An 18,118-nucleotide genomic window follows, 5' to 3' on the forward strand; every position below is an offset into this window, starting at 1 on the left:
CGCCAGCACTTATTCAGAGATGATCGAGCCGTACCAGGGGGCGGCCCAAGGATGAAAAAAAGTCAGAAACTGTTCAGCGCCAGCTTGCTGGCGCTGGCAATCAGCGGATGTGCGGTTACCAGCGAACCGATCGAGCGCAGCATCAGCGAGGAGCGCGCGCGCACCGACCTGGTCAGTATGTTCAAGGACCAGGAGCCGCTCAACGGCCCGCTGACCCTGCACCAGGCCATGGCCCGGGCGGTCAAGTACAACCTCGAATCACGCCTTAAGGTCATGGAAGAAGCCCTGGCCAAGCGCCAGGTCGACCTGGCGCGCTTCGACATGCTGCCACGCATGGCCATGGAAGCCGGCTACGCCGGGCGCAACAATGTCAGCGCTTCGAGCAGCCAGAGCGTGCAGACCGGCACCCAGTCCCTGGAGCCGTCGACCTCCCAGGACCGCGACCGTGAAGTGGCGGACCTGACCATGGTCTGGAACGTCCTGGATTTCGGTGTCAGCTACGTCAGTGCCAAGCAGCAGGCCGACCAGCGCCTGATCCTCCAGGAACGGCGCCGCAAGGTCATCCACACCATCACCCAGGACGTGCGCTCGGCCTATTGGCGGGCGGTCGCGGCGCAGCGCCTGCTGACCCAGATCGACAGCCTGATGGGCCGCGTGGCCCAGGCCCGGGACAACAGCCAGCACATGAGCAGCCAGCGCATTGGCGACCCGGTGCAGTCGCTCAGCTACCAGCGTGCGTTGATCGAGGCGACCCGCCAGCTCGAAGAGCAGCGCCGCGCGCTGTCGCTGGCCAAGACTGAACTGGCGGCGCTGATCAACCTGCCGCTGAACACCGACTTCAGCCTGGCGCCGGAAGAGGGCTACACGGTGCCGCAGTTCAAGGGCGACTTCACGCGCCTGGAGCAACAGGCCCTGGCCAGCCGTCCGGAACTGCGCGAGCAGGACTACCAGGCGCGGATCAGTGCCGCCGAAACCCGCAAGGCCATGCTGCGCCTGCTGCCGGGGCTGGAGTTCTCGGCCGGCGGGCACTACGACAGCAACTCCTTCCTGGTCAACCAGAGCTGGGCGGATTACGGCGTCAAGGTGACCTGGAACCTGTTCAACGTGCTTTCGGCCCCGGCGGCCATCAAGGTCGCCAAGGCCGGCGAAGACGTCGCGGCGGCGCGCCGCCAGGCGATGTCGATGGCGGTGCTGGCACAGTTGTACGTGGCCAACGCCAACTACAACGAGGCCGCGCGGCAGTTTCGCACCAGCGAAGAGCTGGCGGCACTGGACGGGCAGATCGCCGAGCAACTGCGCAACCGCTACCAGACCCAGAACATTGGTGAGCTGGAGCTGATCCAGGGCGAGCTGAACAACCTGCAGACACAGTTGAAGCGCGACCTGTCGTATGCCGAATTGCGTAATGCCTATGCGCAGTTGTACGTCAGCTCCGGTACCGACCTGTTGCCGGACACCCTGCCGGACGGCAAGTTGGCGACCATTGCCTCGGCGCTACAAAACAGCGAGGCGCGCTGGGCACAGTGAGGCGATGCCTGGGTTCAGGGGCAGGGTCCGATCGCCTGGCCTTGCCAAAGCGCCCAGGCTGTCTCCCAACCCTGCTCGTGGGTTGCAGCCGGGATGATCACCCGTTGATTGCACCGGCTGGATGCCTGCGTGCCGCGAAAACTGGCGCTGATCTCGGCGCTGATCACCTGGTCGCGGCCGCCCAGCAGATGGCGCTGGGGTAATGCTACAAGGCGTTGGCGATAGACCATCGGGTCGAGCGAACCGTTCAGGGGCGACAAGCCTTTGAGCTGTACCCATAAGCCTGGATCAAGATTGCCGGCAAGGGTCTGGATCTGCGCGACATCGTCCCGTTGCGCGGCCAGCAGCACGGCCAATGCCGCACCACCTGAATAGCCCACCAACTCGAACTGGCGATTGCCAACGCGCTGCTTGAGCCGGTCCAGGGCCTGGCTGAGGCTGGTCACCACCTCCTGGGAAAAACGCCGATCGGTCCACAGCGCCGCCGTGCAGCCTGCAGCCGAGACAAACTGGCAGGGCCGGGCAAGGTAGGCGTTGGGGGCTGGATCATTGATCGCCAGGCGCGCCACCAGCAGGTTGCGCGGGCTGGGGTCGAGGCTCGGCTGGCTAGCCGTGGCCCAGGCATGGCCGTCGCCCTCCAGGTACACCCGCAGGCGCTCGCTGGGGCGTTGCTCAGACGGCGGCAAGAGGACCAGCGGGAACGCCTGGCCCGGCACGATTTGTACGTGGCGACCGTGCTGTTCAGCCAGCTCCTGCAGCGCTTGAAAGGGGGATTGGCAGGCACCAAGAAGGGCGCTGACCAGCAGCGCCCCCAAGGTTCGACCGACGCCGGCCCACGGGTGTGGGCCGGCAAGGTGTTGACTCATCAGAAGTCGTAACGGACTTTCGCCGAGAACACGTCGGCATCGAAGCCCGACTTGCCGATGTAGTCGTAGTTGACGCCCAGGGTTACCGCGCCCAGCTTGTAGTCGGCGCCCACGCCGGCTTCATAGCTGTCACGCGCCGCCTTGGCACCGCTGGTCACGAACGGCGTGCTGCCGAGCAGGAAGGTCGAGGTGCTTTTTGCTTCGTCAGCGGCGAAGTCGTGATACGCCATCAGCTTGGCTTGCGGCTCCAGGGTCCCGGCGCCCAGGGCGACGCTGCCGGCCACGCGCAGGCCGGCACCGAGCTCGATGGCTTCATAGCGCTGGTCTTCGACTTTGAGCGCTGCCGAAGAGCCTTTTTCACGGTAGCCGTCGATGTTGACCAGGCTGTAGCGGGCCGCCAGGCGCGGTTCGACCAGCACTTGCGGGTTGATGTGATAGGTGTAGCCACCGACCAGGTTCAGGCCCAGCAGGTCGCTGTCATAGTCGGCCTTGGCTTGGGTGCCGGCAATGCTGCGCTTGCTCTGGTTGTCGTTGAAGCCGTAGGTCAGGCTGGCATCGACGAAGTAGTTGCCGTGCTCGAAACCGCCGTAGAGGGTGAAAGCATGGCTGTCGACTTCGGTCTGGTTGCCGCTTTTGCCGTTGACGTCGGTGTTGATGAAGCTGTACGCCAGGCCCAGGGTCAGGTTGTCGTTGAGCTTGCCATCGGCACCGACGGCGATACCGCGGCTGTAAGCGTTGTAGCCGGCCACGCCGTCACGCAGGTCCTGGCTGGCATCGCTGTACAGCGACTGCACCCAGACGCCAGCTTCCTTGAAGCCTTCACCCGAGGAGGCGCCGCGCAGCGAGCTGGTGCGGCTGCCAGTGACGTTGCTGACCAGGTTCTGGCTGGTGGTGGCCGCCTGGGTCGCGCCGCCGTTGGTTTCCGGGGTCAGCTCGGAGGCCAGCTTGGCGACCTGGGCTTCGTCGGCGTTGAGCAGCGCCTGCTTGAACGGATCGTTGTTGGCCAGCTTGGCGATCATGCCGTCGGCGGTCAGGCTGCCCAGGGCTTTCTGGCTGTTGGCCGAGCCCCCCTGGTTGGTGATGATCTGTTCGACTTCTTCCTTGCCCTTTCCGGTGACCACGGCCACCACCTGGTTGTTGTCGACGGTGAAGCTGTCGACCTTGAGCAGCGCCGAGCTGCTGACCAGGTTGAGTTTGCCATTCGGGTCGACTGTTTCGCCGTCGGCGCCCAGCAGTTCGATCTGGCCGGCCTGGAGCAGGGTGTAGCGGCTGCCATTGGCGTTGAAGTCTTCGCCCTTGGCCGCCAGTTGCAACTGGGCGCCCTGGCCGAACTGAGTGGTGCCGCTGACCTTGAGCACGGCGCGGTTGGCGTCGGTGGCGCTGCTCAGGTTCAGGCCCAGGGCCGAGTTGCCGGCGACGTACAGGTTACCGTCGATGCTGGTGTGCGGGGCTTCGAAGGTCAGGGTGGTTTTCAGGTCGTCGCTGAGGCTGCCGACATCGATCCAGCCGCCGTCTTTCATGCGGATGTTGGCGCCGTCAGCGCGGCTGTCGGTACCGGTGAAGGAGGTGTCGCCTTCGATCTCGATGTTGCTCAGGTCGATCAGGTTGCCGACGATGACGCTGCCTTTGCGCAGGATCAGCTCGACCGGGCGGTTGCTTTGCGAGGCGTCGATGGCCTCGTCGGCAGAGATGATCGAACCGCTGTTGAAGATGTTGAAGTCGCCTTCGGCTTTGTACCAGGGCTGGGCACCCGGGCTGTCGAAGTCGCTGAAGCCGATGGCGATGGCGGCGTCTTCGGCGCGGATGGTGCCGGTGTTGACCAGGTGGTTGTTCATGCCGGTGAAGCTGGCGCCGTCGATGCGGATGCCCTCGGCGTCGTCGCCATTGGCAATGATGGTGCCGTGGTTCTCGATGCCGGCCAGGTCGACCATGTCGGTGTACATGCCCGAGCCGCTGGTGGTGGCGTCGATGCCGGTGGCGCCGGCGCCGGTGACTTCGATCAGGCCGCGGTTGATGACCTTGCCGACGATCTCGCCGCCTTCCAGGTTGATGCCTTTGGCATCTTCGCCCTTGGCGATGATCTTGCCGCTGGCGGCGTTGAGCAGGTCGCCCTTGATCACCGACGAGCCGGAGAAATCCACGGCGCGGGCAACATCACGGCCGCCGTCGTCGCTCAACGGCGCACCTTCGGCGTACAGCAAACCTTCGTTGATGACGCTACCGCCGATCTTGGCCGGGTCGATCATCAGCGCGTTGGCGCCACCGCCGATGGCAGAAATACTGCCCTTGTTGATCACGTCGCCACCAACGCTGTTGGCCACCCACGGCTGCGTACCTTCCCACACGTCCATATCGACGCCGCCGGCGAAGTCGCCGGTGCTGTTGATGGTGGCGTTGAGAATCAGGTCTTTCTCGATGCTCGAGCCATTGAGCTCGATGGCATCTTCGTCGCTGCCGCCGCTGTAGGCGCCGTTGATCTCGAGGTTGCCGCTGTAGCGCTGGTGCTCGCTTTTGAAGCCGGCGTTGGTCAGTTGCACGGTTTCAGCGAGGGCGGGCAGGGCGGTGGCGGTTACGGCCAGGGCGAGCAGGGTTTTGCGGAACATCACGGGGGTCACGGTTCATTCCTTTAGCGGCGTTTTAAGTGCTTCGCTTCCGTGCGGGGCTGGACCTTGCGCTGACAAAAAGACAGGGCCACGCAGAAGAGCGCGGCGATGGTAAATTAGTTGACGTCAAAATGATATCACTTGGCTGTACAAGTGCTATTTGACCCGGAACGGTTGCGCCGCCATGAACGCCACCGGCAGCAGCGGCACGGCGAGGATCATCAACACGCCATCCGCAGTGACAGTGACCGGTGTCAGCAGCACCTGGGTGACCTTGCTCTTTTCCCTGTAGGCCGAAACCTGAAGGGTGTAGGTGCTGTTCAGCGTGTTGCCCTCCAGGGCGCTGATGTCCTTTCTCGCCTCGAATCGGCTGCCTTGAATTTTGTAGCGACGCACCAGGGCGTCCTGTTGCGTTGAGACCACAAAGCCCAGCGCTTTTGCCTCGTTGATCTCATGTGCCTGGAGTTGCGCAAGCCCGGGAATCCTGAGCTCGAACTCGCCGTCCAGGGTTTCATACATGCTGACGTGAACCGGCAGAAACTCGGCCTGCATCCTGGCATGCAACCCTGAGCGAATCGCCTGCAACAGCGCGGGTTCGACGAGGATGAAGTAATGGTACTTTTTGCCCAGCACCACAAAGCTCTTCTGGTCTGCCGTCACATAGAGCTGGCCAACCTGCTCGGTATAGACTTCATCGCTGGCTCGCGGCTCGTACAACTTGCTGGTCAGGCAGCCACTGATGCTGGCGATGGCCAGTGCAGACACTGCGGCCCTGAGCAATCGTGACCTGGGTGGGGGCTTGTGCATGTTTTATCCATTCCATGGAGGGACGTTGGTGGATCATAACCTGCAAGTTGTGCGATAGCGTCTAACAAACTGCGCAAGGCAGGCCCGCCACAACAGCGGGCCTGCTGCATGGGTCAGAGCTTGGGCAGTTGCCCGACACGCCCCATCATTTCCGTCACCACCTGCAGGTCCAGAAGGAACTGCTCCACCGTCTTGAATTCGTTGTCGTTATGCCCGGTGTACTTGACGTCGGGCATGGCCAGGCCGAACTGCACGCCGTTGGGCAGTTCATGCACCGAGGTGGCGCCTGCGGAGGTGCCGAATTCGTGCCTCATGCCCAGGTTCTCGCTGGCAACCGCCAGCAGCGCCTTGACCCACTCGCCCTCGGGGTTGCGGTACATCGGCTCGGCGATCGAGTAGTCGAAGGTCGGGCTGATGTGGCTCTGCTTGCTCCATGCATCCAGCTTGCCGGCGATTTCGCTCTTCAGGGTTTGCGGGCTTTTGCCCTTTGGCACCCGCAGGTTGACCGCCAGTTTCAAGGCTTTGTCATCGAGGCCAACGTAGGTCAGCGAGGTGGTCAGCGGGCCCATGAAACTGTCGGAGAAACCCACGCCCAGTTTGCCGCCCAGGTAGTCCAGGCCCCAGTTGTCGGCGGCGTAGCGAGCGGCGTCGGTGATGTGGTTGTGTTTGAGCGCAACCTTGCCATCAAGGCCGTTGATGAAGCCGAGCATCCGCGCCACCGGGTTGACCCCGGACTCAGGTTCAGAGGAGTGCGCCGAGACGCCAGTGACGGTCAGCTTTACATCCTTGCCGTCGACCTTGGCGCTGACCTCGAAATTGCCGCCATTGGCCTTGACGTACTCAGCGCCGGCTTTTTGCAGGCTGGCTGCCAGTTCGGCGGGCTTGTCGGTCACCAGGGTCGCCACCGAAGTCGAAGGGATCTGGTTGGTGGCCAGGCCACCGCTCAGGGTGGTGATTTCAGCGCCGTTGCCTTCGCCTGCGCGGCGGGCAAAGCTGGCCATGACCGTGCCGTAGCCTTTCTCGGCGATCACCACCGGGTAGCCACCGTCCAGCGCCAGGTTGTAGTTGGGCGTGGGGTTGCGTTCGAAGTAGTAGGGGATGGCGTCGCCAGTGGTCTCTTCGGTGGTGTCGACCAGCAGCTTGAAGTTGCGCGCCAGTGGCAGCTTTTCTTCCTTGATGATCTTCATCGCGTACATCGCCACGACGATGCCGTTTTTGTCGTCTTCGGTGCCGCGGCCGTACATGCGATCGCCAATCAGGGTGACCTTGAACGGGTCAAGGCGGGTGCCGTCCTTGAGTACCCAGTTCTCTGGCGTCACCGGTACTACGTCGGCGTGGGCGTGGATGCCGACCACTTCATCGCCTTTGCCTTCAAGGGAAATCTCATAGACACGGTTGTCGATGTTACGAAAGTTCAGGTTGAAAGCCTTGGCCAGACCTTTGATCTTCTCGGCGATCTTGATGAACTCGGGGTTGTCGTGCTGCTCGACGCCGTCGACCCGGAAGGTCGGGATGGCCACCAGCTCACGCAGGGTCTGGGTGGCCGCATCGCCGTACTTGACCCGCGCATAGATGCCCAGCAGGCGATGGATTTCGTTCTGTTGTTCAGCCGTCAGCTGCTGGTTGGCGAGGAAGGCGGCGATGCTCTGATCGAGTTTGTCGGCCTTGCCGAGTTCGCTTTTCGCCAGGCTGGCGAGGAACTGGCGGAAGTCCTTGACCGAAGTGTCGCTGAAGCTCTTGAGAATGGCCGCGCTTTGCTGTGGGGTGAGGTTGGCATAGGCAGGCGTGGTGATTGACGCCAGGCCAGCCAGCATCAAGGTGGCCGCAGCCAGTTTTTTCAGGGCGAAATTCATTGCGGGGGGCATTCCTTTGCAGGCAAATAATGAGAAAGGATGGGTGCAACAAAACATTTCCAAGCTACCACCATGAGGGCCTGGTACGGGAGTGCCTGAAGTGGGATGTGTCGCACAGAAACGTAAAAGCGACGCAGAAACGAAAAAGCGTCGGGAGGGAATGGCGTGGAGTTTTCAGTCAGCCGCGCACGGCTCGGCTTCGAAGCAGGCCTCCAGTGCCTTGATGTCATCCGGGCGGGGCAGGCTGATCCGGTGCGTCAACGACAGGGTCATGGCATCGGTATCGATGTGCAGGGTGTCGGTGAACAGGGGCAGCGCCAGGACTTCGCCACTGCGCAGGTGCATCAGCACGAAGGGCCGGTGCGCGGGCAGTTCGACGCAGAGTTGGCCGTTGTGGCCCAGGGCTGGAGCCGTGAGGTTGAACAGTTCGATGCGCAGCCTGGCGGGAAGAAAGTCAATTTGCTGGTCGATAGGGGCAGCGTTCCAGTAGGCAAAGTCGAAGTCGGCGGGTAGCCCGGGCCAGGGCTTTGCCTGCCAGGCTTTGTTATAGGTACCGGCCAGGGCCAGGCGTGGTGCCCAGTCCCGGCCCACCACCCCGAAGCCTGCCGGGCAGTAACCGTAGGTGGCCGACAGCTGGGCCATGTCGGCCGCACTGATGTCGCCGTCCGGGTGGTGAGTGATGTGCAGGTGGGTCACCGGCCGCTCGAGTGTTTCGATTTGCGGGGCTGCCAGGCGTTGCAGTGGCGTTTGCAGGGACCAGGCGTGTTTTTCGTGACGCTTTTCGATCCAGCCCCGGCCCAGGGGGTTGCTGTAGCAGACCTGATGGAGCAGGTAGGGCTCGGCGCTGGTGCCCGGGTAGCCGGGGTTGGCCAACACGCTGCTGCCGCCAAAGGCATACTCCCAACGCAGCGGCACACAGGTGGCCGGTTCCGCGGCAGACAGGCGCCAGCCGCTGAACAGACCGTGTTCAAAGTAGCGCGGGCCGCTGAAACGCAGCTGTTTGTCGAGCAGGATTTCGCCCGCGGTTTCGCCCTGGGGCGCACTCAAGCGGATGCCGGCGGTCCAGGACGTTGCCGGTTCGCCGCCGGGGGCGTGGGCATGGCCGTTGACGATCACATCGCAGCGCGGTTTGAACGGCGCCAGGTCGCTTTCTTCATAGACACTGCTGCGGCCTTGTTCACCGAAGTAGCGATCGGCGGCGCAGAGCAGGGCCGGTTCCTCAGCCATCACTTCGGCACTGCAGTGCCCCGGCTGGCCGGCAATCGGCAGCAGGCGATAACCAACCTTGATGGCCACCACGGGATGTTCGTTGCCCCGCGGGTCGAGTGCGCTGAAACACAGCGCGGCAAAGGGCGTCTGGTTGTGAAATTCCATCGTGGGTCCTTGAATTGATGTCGACATCCTTGCCGTTGATTGGGGTAGCGCCCTGAGCCTGAGCCTGAGGCTGCAGGGGACGCGTCAGGGGAATCTAGGTGGGTGGGGCTTCGTGCCTCAAGAGACGAGATGGAAATCAGACACGTCCTATATAGCTCTTTGCCTTTGTCTGTCAGATATGTCGGATGAGATCTGGATTTTGTTGACTAGGGGCTGTTTCTTTTACGGGCATCAAGGGGCCGTCCGTGATTCCAGGTCCAGATCTTCCGGCCATTTCACCTTGGGCGCGAGGCGCCGGGCGAGATTGAAGGTGACCTTTTCGTTGTTCCAGTCCCGGGGCGGGCGAGGGAAGGCAGGGAGCGCCTGCGGTCCCTGCTGCATGAATAGTTGGGCCATGGCCCGGTACATTTCGCCTTGTAGAATGTCACAGGAAAACGGGAAGCGATCTAATACCTCGTTTGTACCTGGCTTAAGAACACTAATTGTTATGTTCTCTACTCTGGCTGTTCCAGGAACATAGCCTCTACAGGCTTCTGCGTGGAGGTCATCCCAATCGTATGCTACCGGGAGTACCCCCCCCAGGCAACTCGGCTAAAAGGAAGAAGACCATTATGGAAAAAACGGTATACATAGACTTTGCGACGGAGGCGGTTGAACCGAATAGGTTCGTCTCGGGGGGCTTCGGTGTCCATTCTCCAGATATAAGCGACTAGCCACAATCCAATGAGCGTAATTCCTAGTTCTGATATATATAAAATTGGAGGTAGGGCGGTGGGGCACTAAAGCTGATAAGGACAAAAAAATAAGCCTGTGCAATTGTTGTTGCAGCCATACACGCTGCACACCAAAGCCCGATTCCACGAATCCACGCCGTGGAGCTGGCAAGTTCCAGATATATGTCATTTACGTGATTTGGCGAATTCGCCAGCAATAGAGGGGAAGGCTCCATAGTTGGTGGCTGGTTCGGACGTGGCAGGTCGTACTTGCGCCCTGGAGCGGGGTTGTCGAGAAAGGGTGGACTATATTTCATAGCGTCGTCGAATATGTACATTGGAACGTGCTCTCTATGGCGTTTTGGTCGCGGCTTGTACGTTCTGCTTGGGCTGTAGCGAGTGGTTGTTGCAGTCAATGATCACCAAGTAGCAAGTCTCACAGGGGCGATATGGTCAACCAAAACCAGACGACTTTTTCGCCGTCGATGGTCGGCATAGGGGCCTCGTATTCGAAAAAGCGCTTGCTGCCAGTTTTGTACTCACATACCCATGTTCCAGGATATGGACACAGTGACCCACTGAGTACACGAAGCCCGAAGCCAAGCCAGCGCCAGCGCACAATCTGATCTGCATGAAGCGGGAGCAGATCATTCACGCGCAGTTCGCATGACACGCACGGGTCGCTCTCAAGTTCCCAGCGCCCTGCGCGAGGAGCTGGCTCATGGCTGTTGGCGTAACGAGCCGGTTCCGGCGGGGTCTGGTCGGGGTCGCGCTGCCAGATAACAAAGCCGTCATCCGACTCATTGCTCAAGTGGGGCAGGATGTCCCCCTGTTCAAACACTCGGCGGCTGTCCGCCTGGCCGACCATGCGCCAAACCCCGGCTTGGAGGCATGGCATACCGGCGACGGCGCATGCCGGTGCAGGGGGTAGAGTGCACGTCTTCGTCGGCAGCGCGCCAACGCGCATGAAGGGTGTAGGCCAGTCGCTGTCGGCATCAAAGCGGCCCATCCAGCGACGGCCGTCCGCGTCGGTGAAGCGCTCGTTGGGATCGCCGTCCCATTGACCAAATCCCAATAAGCCCAAGTCGTCGTAGCGAATGGGCTTTAACAATTTGTTCAACAGCATTGGCAACTCAGGCACGCCATACTCGGCGGGATAGAGCTCCGGTTGTTCGCCCAGTTCGATCCATAGGCCGCATTGCAATTCGGTGATACTGATGCGCGGATGCGCCAGGGCGTTGTGCACTTGCTCACGCGTCAGGTCAAGTTTTTCGCGCCAGGGGTCGGCGAGCAAAAAGGCCCACGTGGGTGGGCGAATGCCGTCGAGTAACTCGTTGTCCATCCCGTACGGGTAATCGATATCCAAGCCGTAGAACGCAGGTGTCAAGGCGCGCTCCCAGGTGGTGACGGCGGCACGTGTGCCGAACTCCAGCGGGTTGGCCATGGCAAAGCCGCTATAGACCTGGTCGGCTTTGAGCCGGTCGATGGTCTTGAGCACAAATGTGCGCCACGCCTCGCGGTTGTCCAGCCACCATTGCCAGCGGTAGTAAAAGACAATCGATGAATAGGCTGTTTTCCAGTCGGCCGCTTTGAACTTGCTGCGCCAAAAGTAGCCGGCCGTCGTCGGTGAAGAGGCATGGTTTTCTTCATCGGTGAACTCGAAGACAAAGTATTCGTACGGCTCAGTCTTGCTGGCCAGTTTTCTAAGGTCAGGGCGGTGCAATGCATCATAGCGACGAGGGCGTGCAGCGGCGCCGTGCATGAAGATGCTATAGGGGTACCCGGCCAGCTGTTCAAACTCCTCGTGAATATCAACTAACAGTGCTGAAATTTCTTTGTTTTCTTCTTCTTTTGGCAAGAAGTAAAAGGTGATAAATGGTGTAACGCTATAGGTGGCTTCTGTGTTGCCAGATTCCGAGTTTGGCCATTCTTTTAGTAGTTTGACAAACAGGTCCCGCTCTTCGGAGGTGAATAGTTGGTGAGTAGTGCTCATGGCTATCTTTTCTTCCGTGTTTGTGCTGATGGGATTTTTTTCTTTTCTTCCGCTTCGAAGCCAGTGCAATCTTCCGGAACCCGCAGCAGTGCTACTTTTTCTTTGCCGATCTTCTCTCGATTCACCCCGGATTTTGGCGTCATGAGGTCGACGTATTCCTTTATCTGTATCGCCTTGGCCCAATCCCTGGGGAACTTGATTTCGACTGCCGCAAAAACGTTTTCGATTTCAAAGGGTTCTTGTCGGTGCTCGACTACCACCAAGTCCGGTGCAAGGCTTCCCCGAGGTCGCGGCCAGAATGACGTCACCTTGCCAAAGCGCTTGGGCCGTGTCGGTGGTTCACCTAGCAGAGCTTTGCTGCTAGCACGGTTGTAATTGGGTTCAGCCTTGAGTGGGCTGTGCCAGTCCAGCGCTTCGTCAATGGCTTCGAAAAACAATGAGGCAGTGAGTTGCTTGAGTGCGATCTCGATTGTGCTGTTGACCAATTCATCACCCATCTTCTTGCGAATCCGTCGAGGTGTTTTGATGGGGATTTGCAACGCAGTGGTACACACCTGGCTAATGGCAGGGCGAAAGGGAACCTTGCGCTCAATGAACTCCTTGAACGTTATATTTTCATTGCCTCTTCTGGAGACGGTGCTATTGCCACCGTGGTCGACTTGAGCAAAGGTTGAACTCTTAGTGTCAACTTCCTGCGCCATCTTCTCTATGGTGGTTTGAAGAACTTGCTTGATCTTGTTTCTGCGTTCAGTAATCTCGTGCGCGAATTCGGCCAGATCTGCTGCGCTCTTTACTGCCTCAGAAACCTGATGCGCCCTGTAGGCGCGATAGGCGGCCTCGATTACACGCGCAATAGCGGCGGGGGCTGGCATCAGTCATCTACTCCCATGTAATAGTCAATCAATGCGTCCGGAAACAATTCATCGGCACTGTACTCAGCAGCTTGCCAGTCGATCGCAGCCACTTTTGACTGCCAGTCCTCGGTGATCCGTTGGTCTTCACGCATGACGGCCTTATGGACCTGCACGGCTTGGACGTTCTCGGTTGTCACCCAATCGGTTTCGCCTGAAGTGCGGGTCAAGCCTTCGGCGAGTACGCTCGCGCCAGTGCTGATGCGGTACCGGTAACCTGAGAAGGCGCGTTGATCGTTCTTCACCAGCGTGTAGCGGCCCAAGAAATTGCCGAGTGGAGCGGGAGAGGGAGGTGCATGGGTAAACGAATTACCCGATCCGTTTGCATCGCTGGTCACCGTTCCCTTGAAATGGATGGTCAATCCGTCGAGGGTGATGCCCCTGGAATCGATGGTGATACTCCCGCCAGCGGCCTTGAGCTCGATTCGCTCGCCTGCGGCAACTTCGAAGCGGGTAGTCTTTTGCTCGATACTGTGGCGGGCAGACAGCTGATAGGCGTTTCTCACCGAATGTTGGGCGTTGCCTCCAACTTCGGAGTGATAGTCAGCGGCAATCTTCTCTAATCGATTGTTGGCTATCTCCTCGATACGATCGCCACCGATGTTGAGCGAGTGGTTGCGGCCAATGGTCTGAAAGCGATCACGCCCCACCTGCAAATACTGATCCTGCCCAACCTCAACCCGCTCATCGTTACCGACCCGTTCGCTGCGGTCGTGGCCGATCTCGATCTGCTCATCGCGCTCGACCTTCTCACTGCGATCATTGCCAACAAACACCCCATTGTTGTGTTTGATATGAACGTTCTTGTCCTTCTGGGCATGGATGAACACCTCTTCCTGCCCCAGCTCATCCTCAAAGCGCAGCTCGTTGAAGCCCTGGCCCTTGTGGCTGCGGCTTTTGATGGTCATGCGCGTTTTGTGCTTGGGCAGTTGATACGGCGGCAGGTTGGTTTCGCGGTAGGCGCGGCCGGTGGCGATGGGCTGGTCGGGGTCGCCGTCCAGGTAGCTGATGATCAGTTCCTGGCCGACCCGGGGGATGGCCATGGCGCCCCAGGTGGCGCCGGCCCAGCCCTGGGCGACGCGGATCCAGCAGGAGCTGTGGTCGTCCTGGTGGCTGTCGCGGTCCCAGGGGAAGCTGACTTTGACCCGGCCCCATTCGTCGCAGTAGATCTCTTCGCCCGGCGGGCCGACCACGCTGGCGATCTGCGGGCCGTCGATGCGCGGCTTGGGCCGTAGCGGCGCTTTCCAGTCGGCGTCCCAGCGGATGGCGCTGGCGCTGAGCCGGTAGGCGGTGCCGCTGTCGCTGCCGAAGGCCTCTTCGAGCAGGCTGCTGTGCTGCGTGCCGTGGTGCTCGATGGCGATGGTGCGCCAGCGGTCGTTGAAGTCTTCGCGCGGGTGGTCGTTGAGGTCGAAGGCCAGGCCCGGCTGCAGACGCGCGTCATCGCCTTCCATGTGGGCCAGGCGGGCGTCGCTGCGCAACGCGGTCAGGCGGGTTTTGGTGAAGGGCTTGCCGCTGGCGTCGCGCTTGTAGCGGCCGGGGTAGTCGTAGCGTTCGTAGTCGCTGTGCTGGTGGTCGAGGTCGCTGGCGCCGACGGCGTTGTGCTGCAGGTTGTAATAGGGGTGGGTGAAGGTGTAGTCGCGCTGCACCTGGCGCGCGCTGCGCACCTGTTCGGTGTAGTGAAAGCGCTGCAGGGCCGGCTCGGCGCTGTCGCCGCCGGCCAGCGGCTGGTAGAGCACCGGGCAGTGCTCGTGGGTGCCGATGGTGCCCAGGCCGCCGACGCGGTCGGTGAGCCACAGGGTATGGCCGTCGGCACGGTGCTCGAAGCTGTACAGCAGGCCCTCTTCGGCGGCCAGGCGGGCGATGAAGTCGAGGTCGCTTTCGCCGGCCTGGACGCAGTATTCGCGCGGCGGATGGTCGAAGCACAGGTAGGTTTTGACCTCGCTCAGGCGCTGGGCCTCGAGCACCGCGAGGATGATCTCGGGCACGCTCTGGCCCTGGAACATGCGCCAGTTCGAGCGCAGGCCGGCGCGTGCCAGGCTGGGTTCGAGCACGGCGCGGTAGCGGGTGCGGCGAAAGCCGGTGTCGCCCTGGCTGAACAGGCTGACCAGGCCGTGCACGTAGCGCACCGGGGTGTCGCCCCGCCACAGGGTGAACAGCGCGGCCAGGTCGAGCACGCGGTTGAAGTCGACGGCCGGGTCGTGGCTGGCCAGCTCCAGGCTCAGGCGAAAGGGCTGGGACAGGCCTTCCTCGAGGTGGAACTCGACCACCTCGAAGGCGTCGCCCTGCAGGGGCTCGAAGGTGAAGCGCAGGTCGCTTTGGCGGGGCATGGGGGGCTCCTTGTAGGGTCAGTCGACCAGCCAGCTGGCGTCGCCGTTTTCCAGGGTGCCGCCGTGGTCGGTGGTATCGCCGACCCGGGCCACAGAATGGCCGCCAATGGTCATCGACGACGAGCCGCTGGTGATGCTGGCGCCGCAGCCGAGGGTGTCACCAACCCGGGCAATGGCGCGGCCGTTGACGGTGAAACTGTCGGCGCCACTGTCGACCGTGGTCGGGCCGCAGGTGGGGCAGTGATGGTTGTGGCCAAGCAGTACGATGGCAGGCATATCGCCTCCTGATCGGTGCAGCAGGAAAGGGGTGCGCCACAGGCGAGCCGTGGTGCAACGGTACGGGCGCAGCGGTTAGGCCGGTTTGCGCCAGTCGTCAGAGGCCTCGGTGCCGGCCACTTCATGGCTCCAGCTGACCTTGCGGTAGGCCAGGCTGGTCTTGATCAGCTGGGTGTAGTTGGCGTTGTCGCTGTCCTGGGCATGGGGCAGCACGGTGTGGATGTCGACCACGGTGGCGTCTTCCAGCTTGGTGGTGAAGAAGTGCTCCTGCTTGCCGTCTACCGAGGTCCGAAACCACTTCACCTCGACAGTCGGCAGCATTTCGCCGGTGGCCAGGGCCTGGTAGAGCATCGGCGAGGCCTTGCTCAGGGCGCTGGTGAAGATCAGCGGCTTGTGCACCCGCTGGCCTGACGGCTGGCCGCTCTGCGGGTCGGTCGGGGTGGTGATCTGGTGATCGATTTCCTGGGCGAGGATCTCGTCCTCATGGCCTTCGACATAGACGTTGCCGACCGAGTCGGCGGTGAAGGCGCCCTTGGTGATGTGGCCCTGGTTCTGGCCGTGGATGCTGATGTAGGCAGGTGTTGGCATGACATGCTCCGTGTCGCGTTCGATTGAACGACCCGCAGGTCGCCACCGTCGCCATGACGGTGAGTGTGTTGGCCCGATGGGCCAGGCTTTGCAGGCGCCCGGGGGCGCGCTGAAAATCGTTCAAAGGCTGAGAATCCGTTCCAGCGACACCAGCACCTGTTCGCTGATGCTGTTCAGGCGCAGGGCGTAGGCGCTGTAGGCGCCCACCAGGACCACGGCGGCCAGGGCCCAGGGTGTCCACAGCGGCAAGCTGCGCTTGAGCCGGTAATTGCGTGGGGCAATGTTGCGCAGCGGCTCGGTCAACTGCGTGGGCGTTTCGCCCCTGAGCGGGCGCAGCACGCCGTGCAACTGGGTGATGATCTTCTGCACCTCGACCTCACCGTTGGCCTGCTTGCCGTACTTGCCCTTGAGGCCCACGCACAGGCACAGGTACATGAACTCCAGGACGTGCTGGTACTTGGCCGCTTCGCTGGACATGCGCGCCAGCAGGGTGAAGAACTTTTCGCCGCCCCAGGATTCATGGTGCAAGGCACTGAGCAACGGCTGCTGTCGCCACTCGCCATGAAAGCCCCAGGCGCTGCTCATGACCACTTCATCCACCAGCAGGCAGAGGCTGTAGGAGTAGGCCTTGAGAGTGCTGGGTTGGTAGTCGAGCTGGGCGACTTCTTCCATTACCGTGACGATCTGGTTGTGAATGCTCTGGCGCAAGGCCAGCACCTCATCGTGCGCGTCCAGGCTATGCAGGCGCAGGACCAGCCCGATCAGCGGCATGGCGGCATCACAGAGGGGGTTCCACGACAGCCCGCGCAAGTCGAACTGCGGGTCGCAGCGCAGCGGCCCGGGAGCGCCGGCGGGGTTGCCGGTTTTGTGCGGCACCGCGTCAAAGTGGAGCTCTTGATTGCTCGGCTCCTGGCTGGCATCACGCATCTTTTTCACTCCTGATGGCCCACAGCTGCAGCTCAAGCTCAGGGAAGTCACCGGCGATGTGTAAGCCAAAGCCGCTGGCGCTGTGCAGGCTTTGCCAGGCCGGGTCGTGGCGGTCGAGTTCGAAGTAGCTGAAGCCGGCGTGGAACGGCAGGTGGCGTGGCGCCACCGGCAGGGGGATCAAGGGGATGCCCGGCAGTTGCAGGCTGATCAGCCGGCCCAGGGTTTCGCTGGAACTGATCTTGATCTGCCGCGGCAACTGCTGGCGCAAGGTCTCCAGCGGCAGGCTGGCGCGTACCGCGAGAATGAACTCGGCGTTGTCCAGCAGTCGCTTGTCGCCCAGTGCGGCGCTCATGACGCCGTACTCCAGGGTTTCAATCGGCAGCGATACCGCCCGTGGTTGCAGCACCGTGCCCAGGGCCCGGCGCAGGGTAAGTTCCAGGGGCTTGAAGCACTGGTGCAGGCTGTCGTGCTGATAGGCCGGGCATTCCTCGGGCAGGTGGCTTTGCTCGGTGAAGGTCACCAGCTCGCCGCAGGCCTGGGCAAAGGTGATGTACAGGCGTTCGGGGTGGATGTGGCGTTGCCGGTTCAGGTGCTGGAACAGCGGGTACCAGCGGTTGAGGGTTTGCAGCAGGTTGAAGTCGGTGACGTCGGCCACCCCGGACTGCCCGGGCGAGCCGATGCGTTCGGCCAGGTTGCGCGCCCGTTCACGCATCAGCCCGGTGATTTCGCCCAGGTAGCGCTGCAGCGCCGGCACCGCCTGCAATGACAGGCTGGTGGGATAGAACTGCTCGTCCATCACCAGGCTGCCGTCGGGGCGCTTGTCGTGGATCCTGCCTAGGGCAATGCTGGTGAAGGCGCTGCGGTCATCGCGTTCGAGCATCAGTTGCAGGTTGGGGACCGCCAGGTTCATTTCCACCTGGTCGCCGCTTTCGCTGTGGATGTCATGCACCGGCTTGCGCTGGGCGATGTAGCGGCTGTTGGCGTACTGCTCGGGCCAGCGCACCTCCAGGCCTGCGGCGGATTTGAGCGGGAGTGTCAGGTAGACCACCTGGTTGACCAGGCCGCTGTCGCTGATTTCCAGTGGCGCTGGCGGGGCCAGGTCGCCGGGGATGTCGAAGACGCTGCCGTCAGGCAGGATGCCCCGCGCACGATTGATCGCCACCTTGGCAAAATTGAGGAACTCGTTGTTCAGCTCCAGCTCGCTGAAGCCGTACGGCGCCGGGTTGAGGCTCTCGACCCGCTGTTGCGCGGCGGCCTCCATAGCGCGTGCCTGTTGCTGGAAGTGCTGGGGTTTGACGAACAAACCCTCGTGCCAAATGACCGGGTTGCGTGAACTCATTGTCGGGCTCTCTG

Annotated in this window: 15 protein-coding genes; 1 reads left to right on the forward strand and 14 read right to left on the reverse strand. The window is 61.8% G+C overall.

What is annotated here, in order from left to right; translation table 11 throughout:
• Positions 1-51: 51 nt before the first annotated feature.
• The gene (locus tag JYG36_RS12280) at positions 52-1,527 is read left to right on the forward strand and encodes a TolC family protein (RefSeq protein ID WP_045194002.1); all 1,476 of its coding nucleotides are present in this window, start codon (positions 52-54) and stop codon (positions 1,525-1,527) included.
• A 14-nt stretch (positions 1,528-1,541) separates the two neighbouring features.
• Here the strand turns inward: JYG36_RS12280 and JYG36_RS12285 are convergent, their stop codons facing one another.
• The 14 genes from JYG36_RS12285 to tssK all read right to left on the reverse strand — a co-directional run bounded on the left by JYG36_RS12285 (position 1,542) and on the right by tssK (position 18,104).
• Positions 1,542-2,393, reverse strand: coding sequence for an alpha/beta hydrolase (locus JYG36_RS12285; RefSeq protein WP_045194001.1), 852 nt, complete (start codon positions 2,391-2,393; stop codon positions 1,542-1,544).
• Positions 2,393-4,996 (reverse strand): autotransporter family protein, encoded by a 2,604-nt coding sequence (locus JYG36_RS12290; protein WP_213604410.1) that lies wholly within the window; start codon positions 4,994-4,996, stop codon positions 2,393-2,395. Before JYG36_RS12290 ends, JYG36_RS12285 begins: the two co-directional genes overlap by 1 nt.
• 156 nt (positions 4,997-5,152) lie before the next feature.
• Positions 5,153-5,803, reverse strand: coding sequence for a hypothetical protein (locus tag JYG36_RS12295; protein WP_213604151.1), 651 nt, complete (start codon positions 5,801-5,803; stop codon positions 5,153-5,155).
• A gap of 113 nt (positions 5,804-5,916) precedes the next feature.
• Positions 5,917-7,656, reverse strand: coding sequence for a dipeptidase (locus tag JYG36_RS12300; protein ID WP_213604153.1), 1,740 nt, complete (start codon positions 7,654-7,656; stop codon positions 5,917-5,919).
• 174 nt (positions 7,657-7,830) lie between these two features.
• The gene (locus JYG36_RS12305) at positions 7,831-9,030 is read right to left on the reverse strand and encodes a DUF2169 family type VI secretion system accessory protein (RefSeq protein WP_213604155.1); all 1,200 of its coding nucleotides are present in this window, start codon (positions 9,028-9,030) and stop codon (positions 7,831-7,833) included.
• 231 nt (positions 9,031-9,261) lie between these two features.
• Positions 9,262-9,612, reverse strand: coding sequence for a DUF6708 domain-containing protein (locus JYG36_RS26815; protein ID WP_502937518.1), 351 nt, complete (start codon positions 9,610-9,612; stop codon positions 9,262-9,264).
• Complete coding sequence (locus JYG36_RS26820) at positions 9,591-9,722, reverse strand: DUF6708 domain-containing protein (RefSeq protein ID WP_502937511.1); 132 nt, start codon at positions 9,720-9,722, stop codon at positions 9,591-9,593. Before JYG36_RS26820 ends, JYG36_RS26815 begins: the two co-directional genes overlap by 22 nt.
• A 457-nt stretch (positions 9,723-10,179) precedes the next feature.
• Positions 10,180-11,736, reverse strand: a complete 1,557-nt coding sequence (locus JYG36_RS12310) for a type VI immunity family protein (protein ID WP_213604157.1) — start codon at positions 11,734-11,736, stop codon at positions 10,180-10,182.
• A 2-nt stretch (positions 11,737-11,738) separates the two neighbouring features.
• A complete protein-coding gene (locus JYG36_RS12315; protein WP_213604159.1) occupies positions 11,739-12,608 on the reverse strand; it encodes a VRR-NUC domain-containing protein in 870 nt (289 codons plus the stop codon).
• Positions 12,608-14,974: a type VI secretion system Vgr family protein gene (locus tag JYG36_RS12320; protein WP_093381830.1), complete on the reverse strand. Its 2,367-nt coding sequence runs from the start codon at positions 14,972-14,974 to the stop codon at positions 12,608-12,610. The genes JYG36_RS12315 and JYG36_RS12320 overlap by 1 nt, the downstream gene beginning before the upstream one ends.
• 18 nt (positions 14,975-14,992) lie before the next feature.
• Positions 14,993-15,250 carry a PAAR domain-containing protein gene (locus JYG36_RS12325; protein ID WP_093381831.1) on the reverse strand — a complete coding sequence of 86 codons (258 nt, stop codon included), beginning with the start codon at positions 15,248-15,250 and terminating at the stop codon, positions 14,993-14,995.
• 75 nt (positions 15,251-15,325) lie between these two features.
• On the reverse strand, positions 15,326-15,838 hold the full coding sequence (locus JYG36_RS12330; RefSeq protein WP_045197961.1) for an Hcp family type VI secretion system effector: 513 nt from the start codon (positions 15,836-15,838) through the stop codon (positions 15,326-15,328).
• 120 nt (positions 15,839-15,958) lie between these two features.
• Positions 15,959-16,765 (reverse strand): type IVB secretion system protein IcmH/DotU, encoded by an 807-nt coding sequence (gene icmH, locus JYG36_RS12335; RefSeq protein WP_093381832.1) that lies wholly within the window; start codon positions 16,763-16,765, stop codon positions 15,959-15,961.
• Entirely contained in the window at positions 16,758-18,104 is a 1,347-nt protein-coding gene (gene tssK, locus JYG36_RS12340; RefSeq protein WP_213604161.1) for a type VI secretion system baseplate subunit TssK, read from the reverse strand. The genes icmH and tssK overlap by 8 nt, the downstream gene beginning before the upstream one ends.
• Positions 18,105-18,118 lie beyond the last annotated feature (14 nt).

Source organism: Pseudomonas sp. SORT22 (assembly GCF_018417635.1).
Classification (GTDB): Bacteria; Pseudomonadota; Gammaproteobacteria; order Pseudomonadales; family Pseudomonadaceae; genus Aquipseudomonas.

Bases quoted from the DNA above. Each gene is read 5' to 3' on its own strand.
- JYG36_RS12285 (WP_045194001.1), bottom strand. From the start codon at position 2,393: ATGAGTCAACACCTTGCCGGCCCACACCCGTGGGCCGGCGTCGGTCGA.
- JYG36_RS12305 (WP_213604155.1), bottom strand. From the start codon at position 9,030: ATGGAATTTCACAACCAGACGCCCTTTGCCGCGCTGTGTTTCAGCGCA.
- JYG36_RS12330 (WP_045197961.1), bottom strand. From the start codon at position 15,838: ATGCCAACACCTGCCTACATCAGCATCCACGGCCAGAACCAGGGCCAC.
- JYG36_RS12295 (WP_213604151.1), bottom strand. From the start codon at position 5,803: ATGCACAAGCCCCCACCCAGGTCACGATTGCTCAGGGCCGCAGTGTCT.
- JYG36_RS12315 (WP_213604159.1), bottom strand. From the start codon at position 12,608: ATGCCAGCCCCCGCCGCTATTGCGCGTGTAATCGAGGCCGCCTATCGC.
- JYG36_RS12280 (WP_045194002.1), top strand. From the start codon at position 52: ATGAAAAAAAGTCAGAAACTGTTCAGCGCCAGCTTGCTGGCGCTGGCA.
- icmH (WP_093381832.1), bottom strand. From the start codon at position 16,765: ATGCGTGATGCCAGCCAGGAGCCGAGCAATCAAGAGCTCCACTTTGAC.
- tssK (WP_213604161.1), bottom strand. From the start codon at position 18,104: ATGAGTTCACGCAACCCGGTCATTTGGCACGAGGGTTTGTTCGTCAAA.
- JYG36_RS12300 (WP_213604153.1), bottom strand. From the start codon at position 7,656: ATGAATTTCGCCCTGAAAAAACTGGCTGCGGCCACCTTGATGCTGGCT.
- JYG36_RS12320 (WP_093381830.1), bottom strand. From the start codon at position 14,974: ATGCCCCGCCAAAGCGACCTGCGCTTCACCTTCGAGCCCCTGCAGGGC.
- JYG36_RS12310 (WP_213604157.1), bottom strand. From the start codon at position 11,736: ATGAGCACTACTCACCAACTATTCACCTCCGAAGAGCGGGACCTGTTT.
- JYG36_RS26820 (WP_502937511.1), bottom strand. From the start codon at position 9,722: ATGGACACCGAAGCCCCCCGAGACGAACCTATTCGGTTCAACCGCCTC.
- JYG36_RS12290 (WP_213604410.1), bottom strand. From the start codon at position 4,996: ATGTTCCGCAAAACCCTGCTCGCCCTGGCCGTAACCGCCACCGCCCTG.
- JYG36_RS12325 (WP_093381831.1), bottom strand. From the start codon at position 15,250: ATGCCTGCCATCGTACTGCTTGGCCACAACCATCACTGCCCCACCTGC.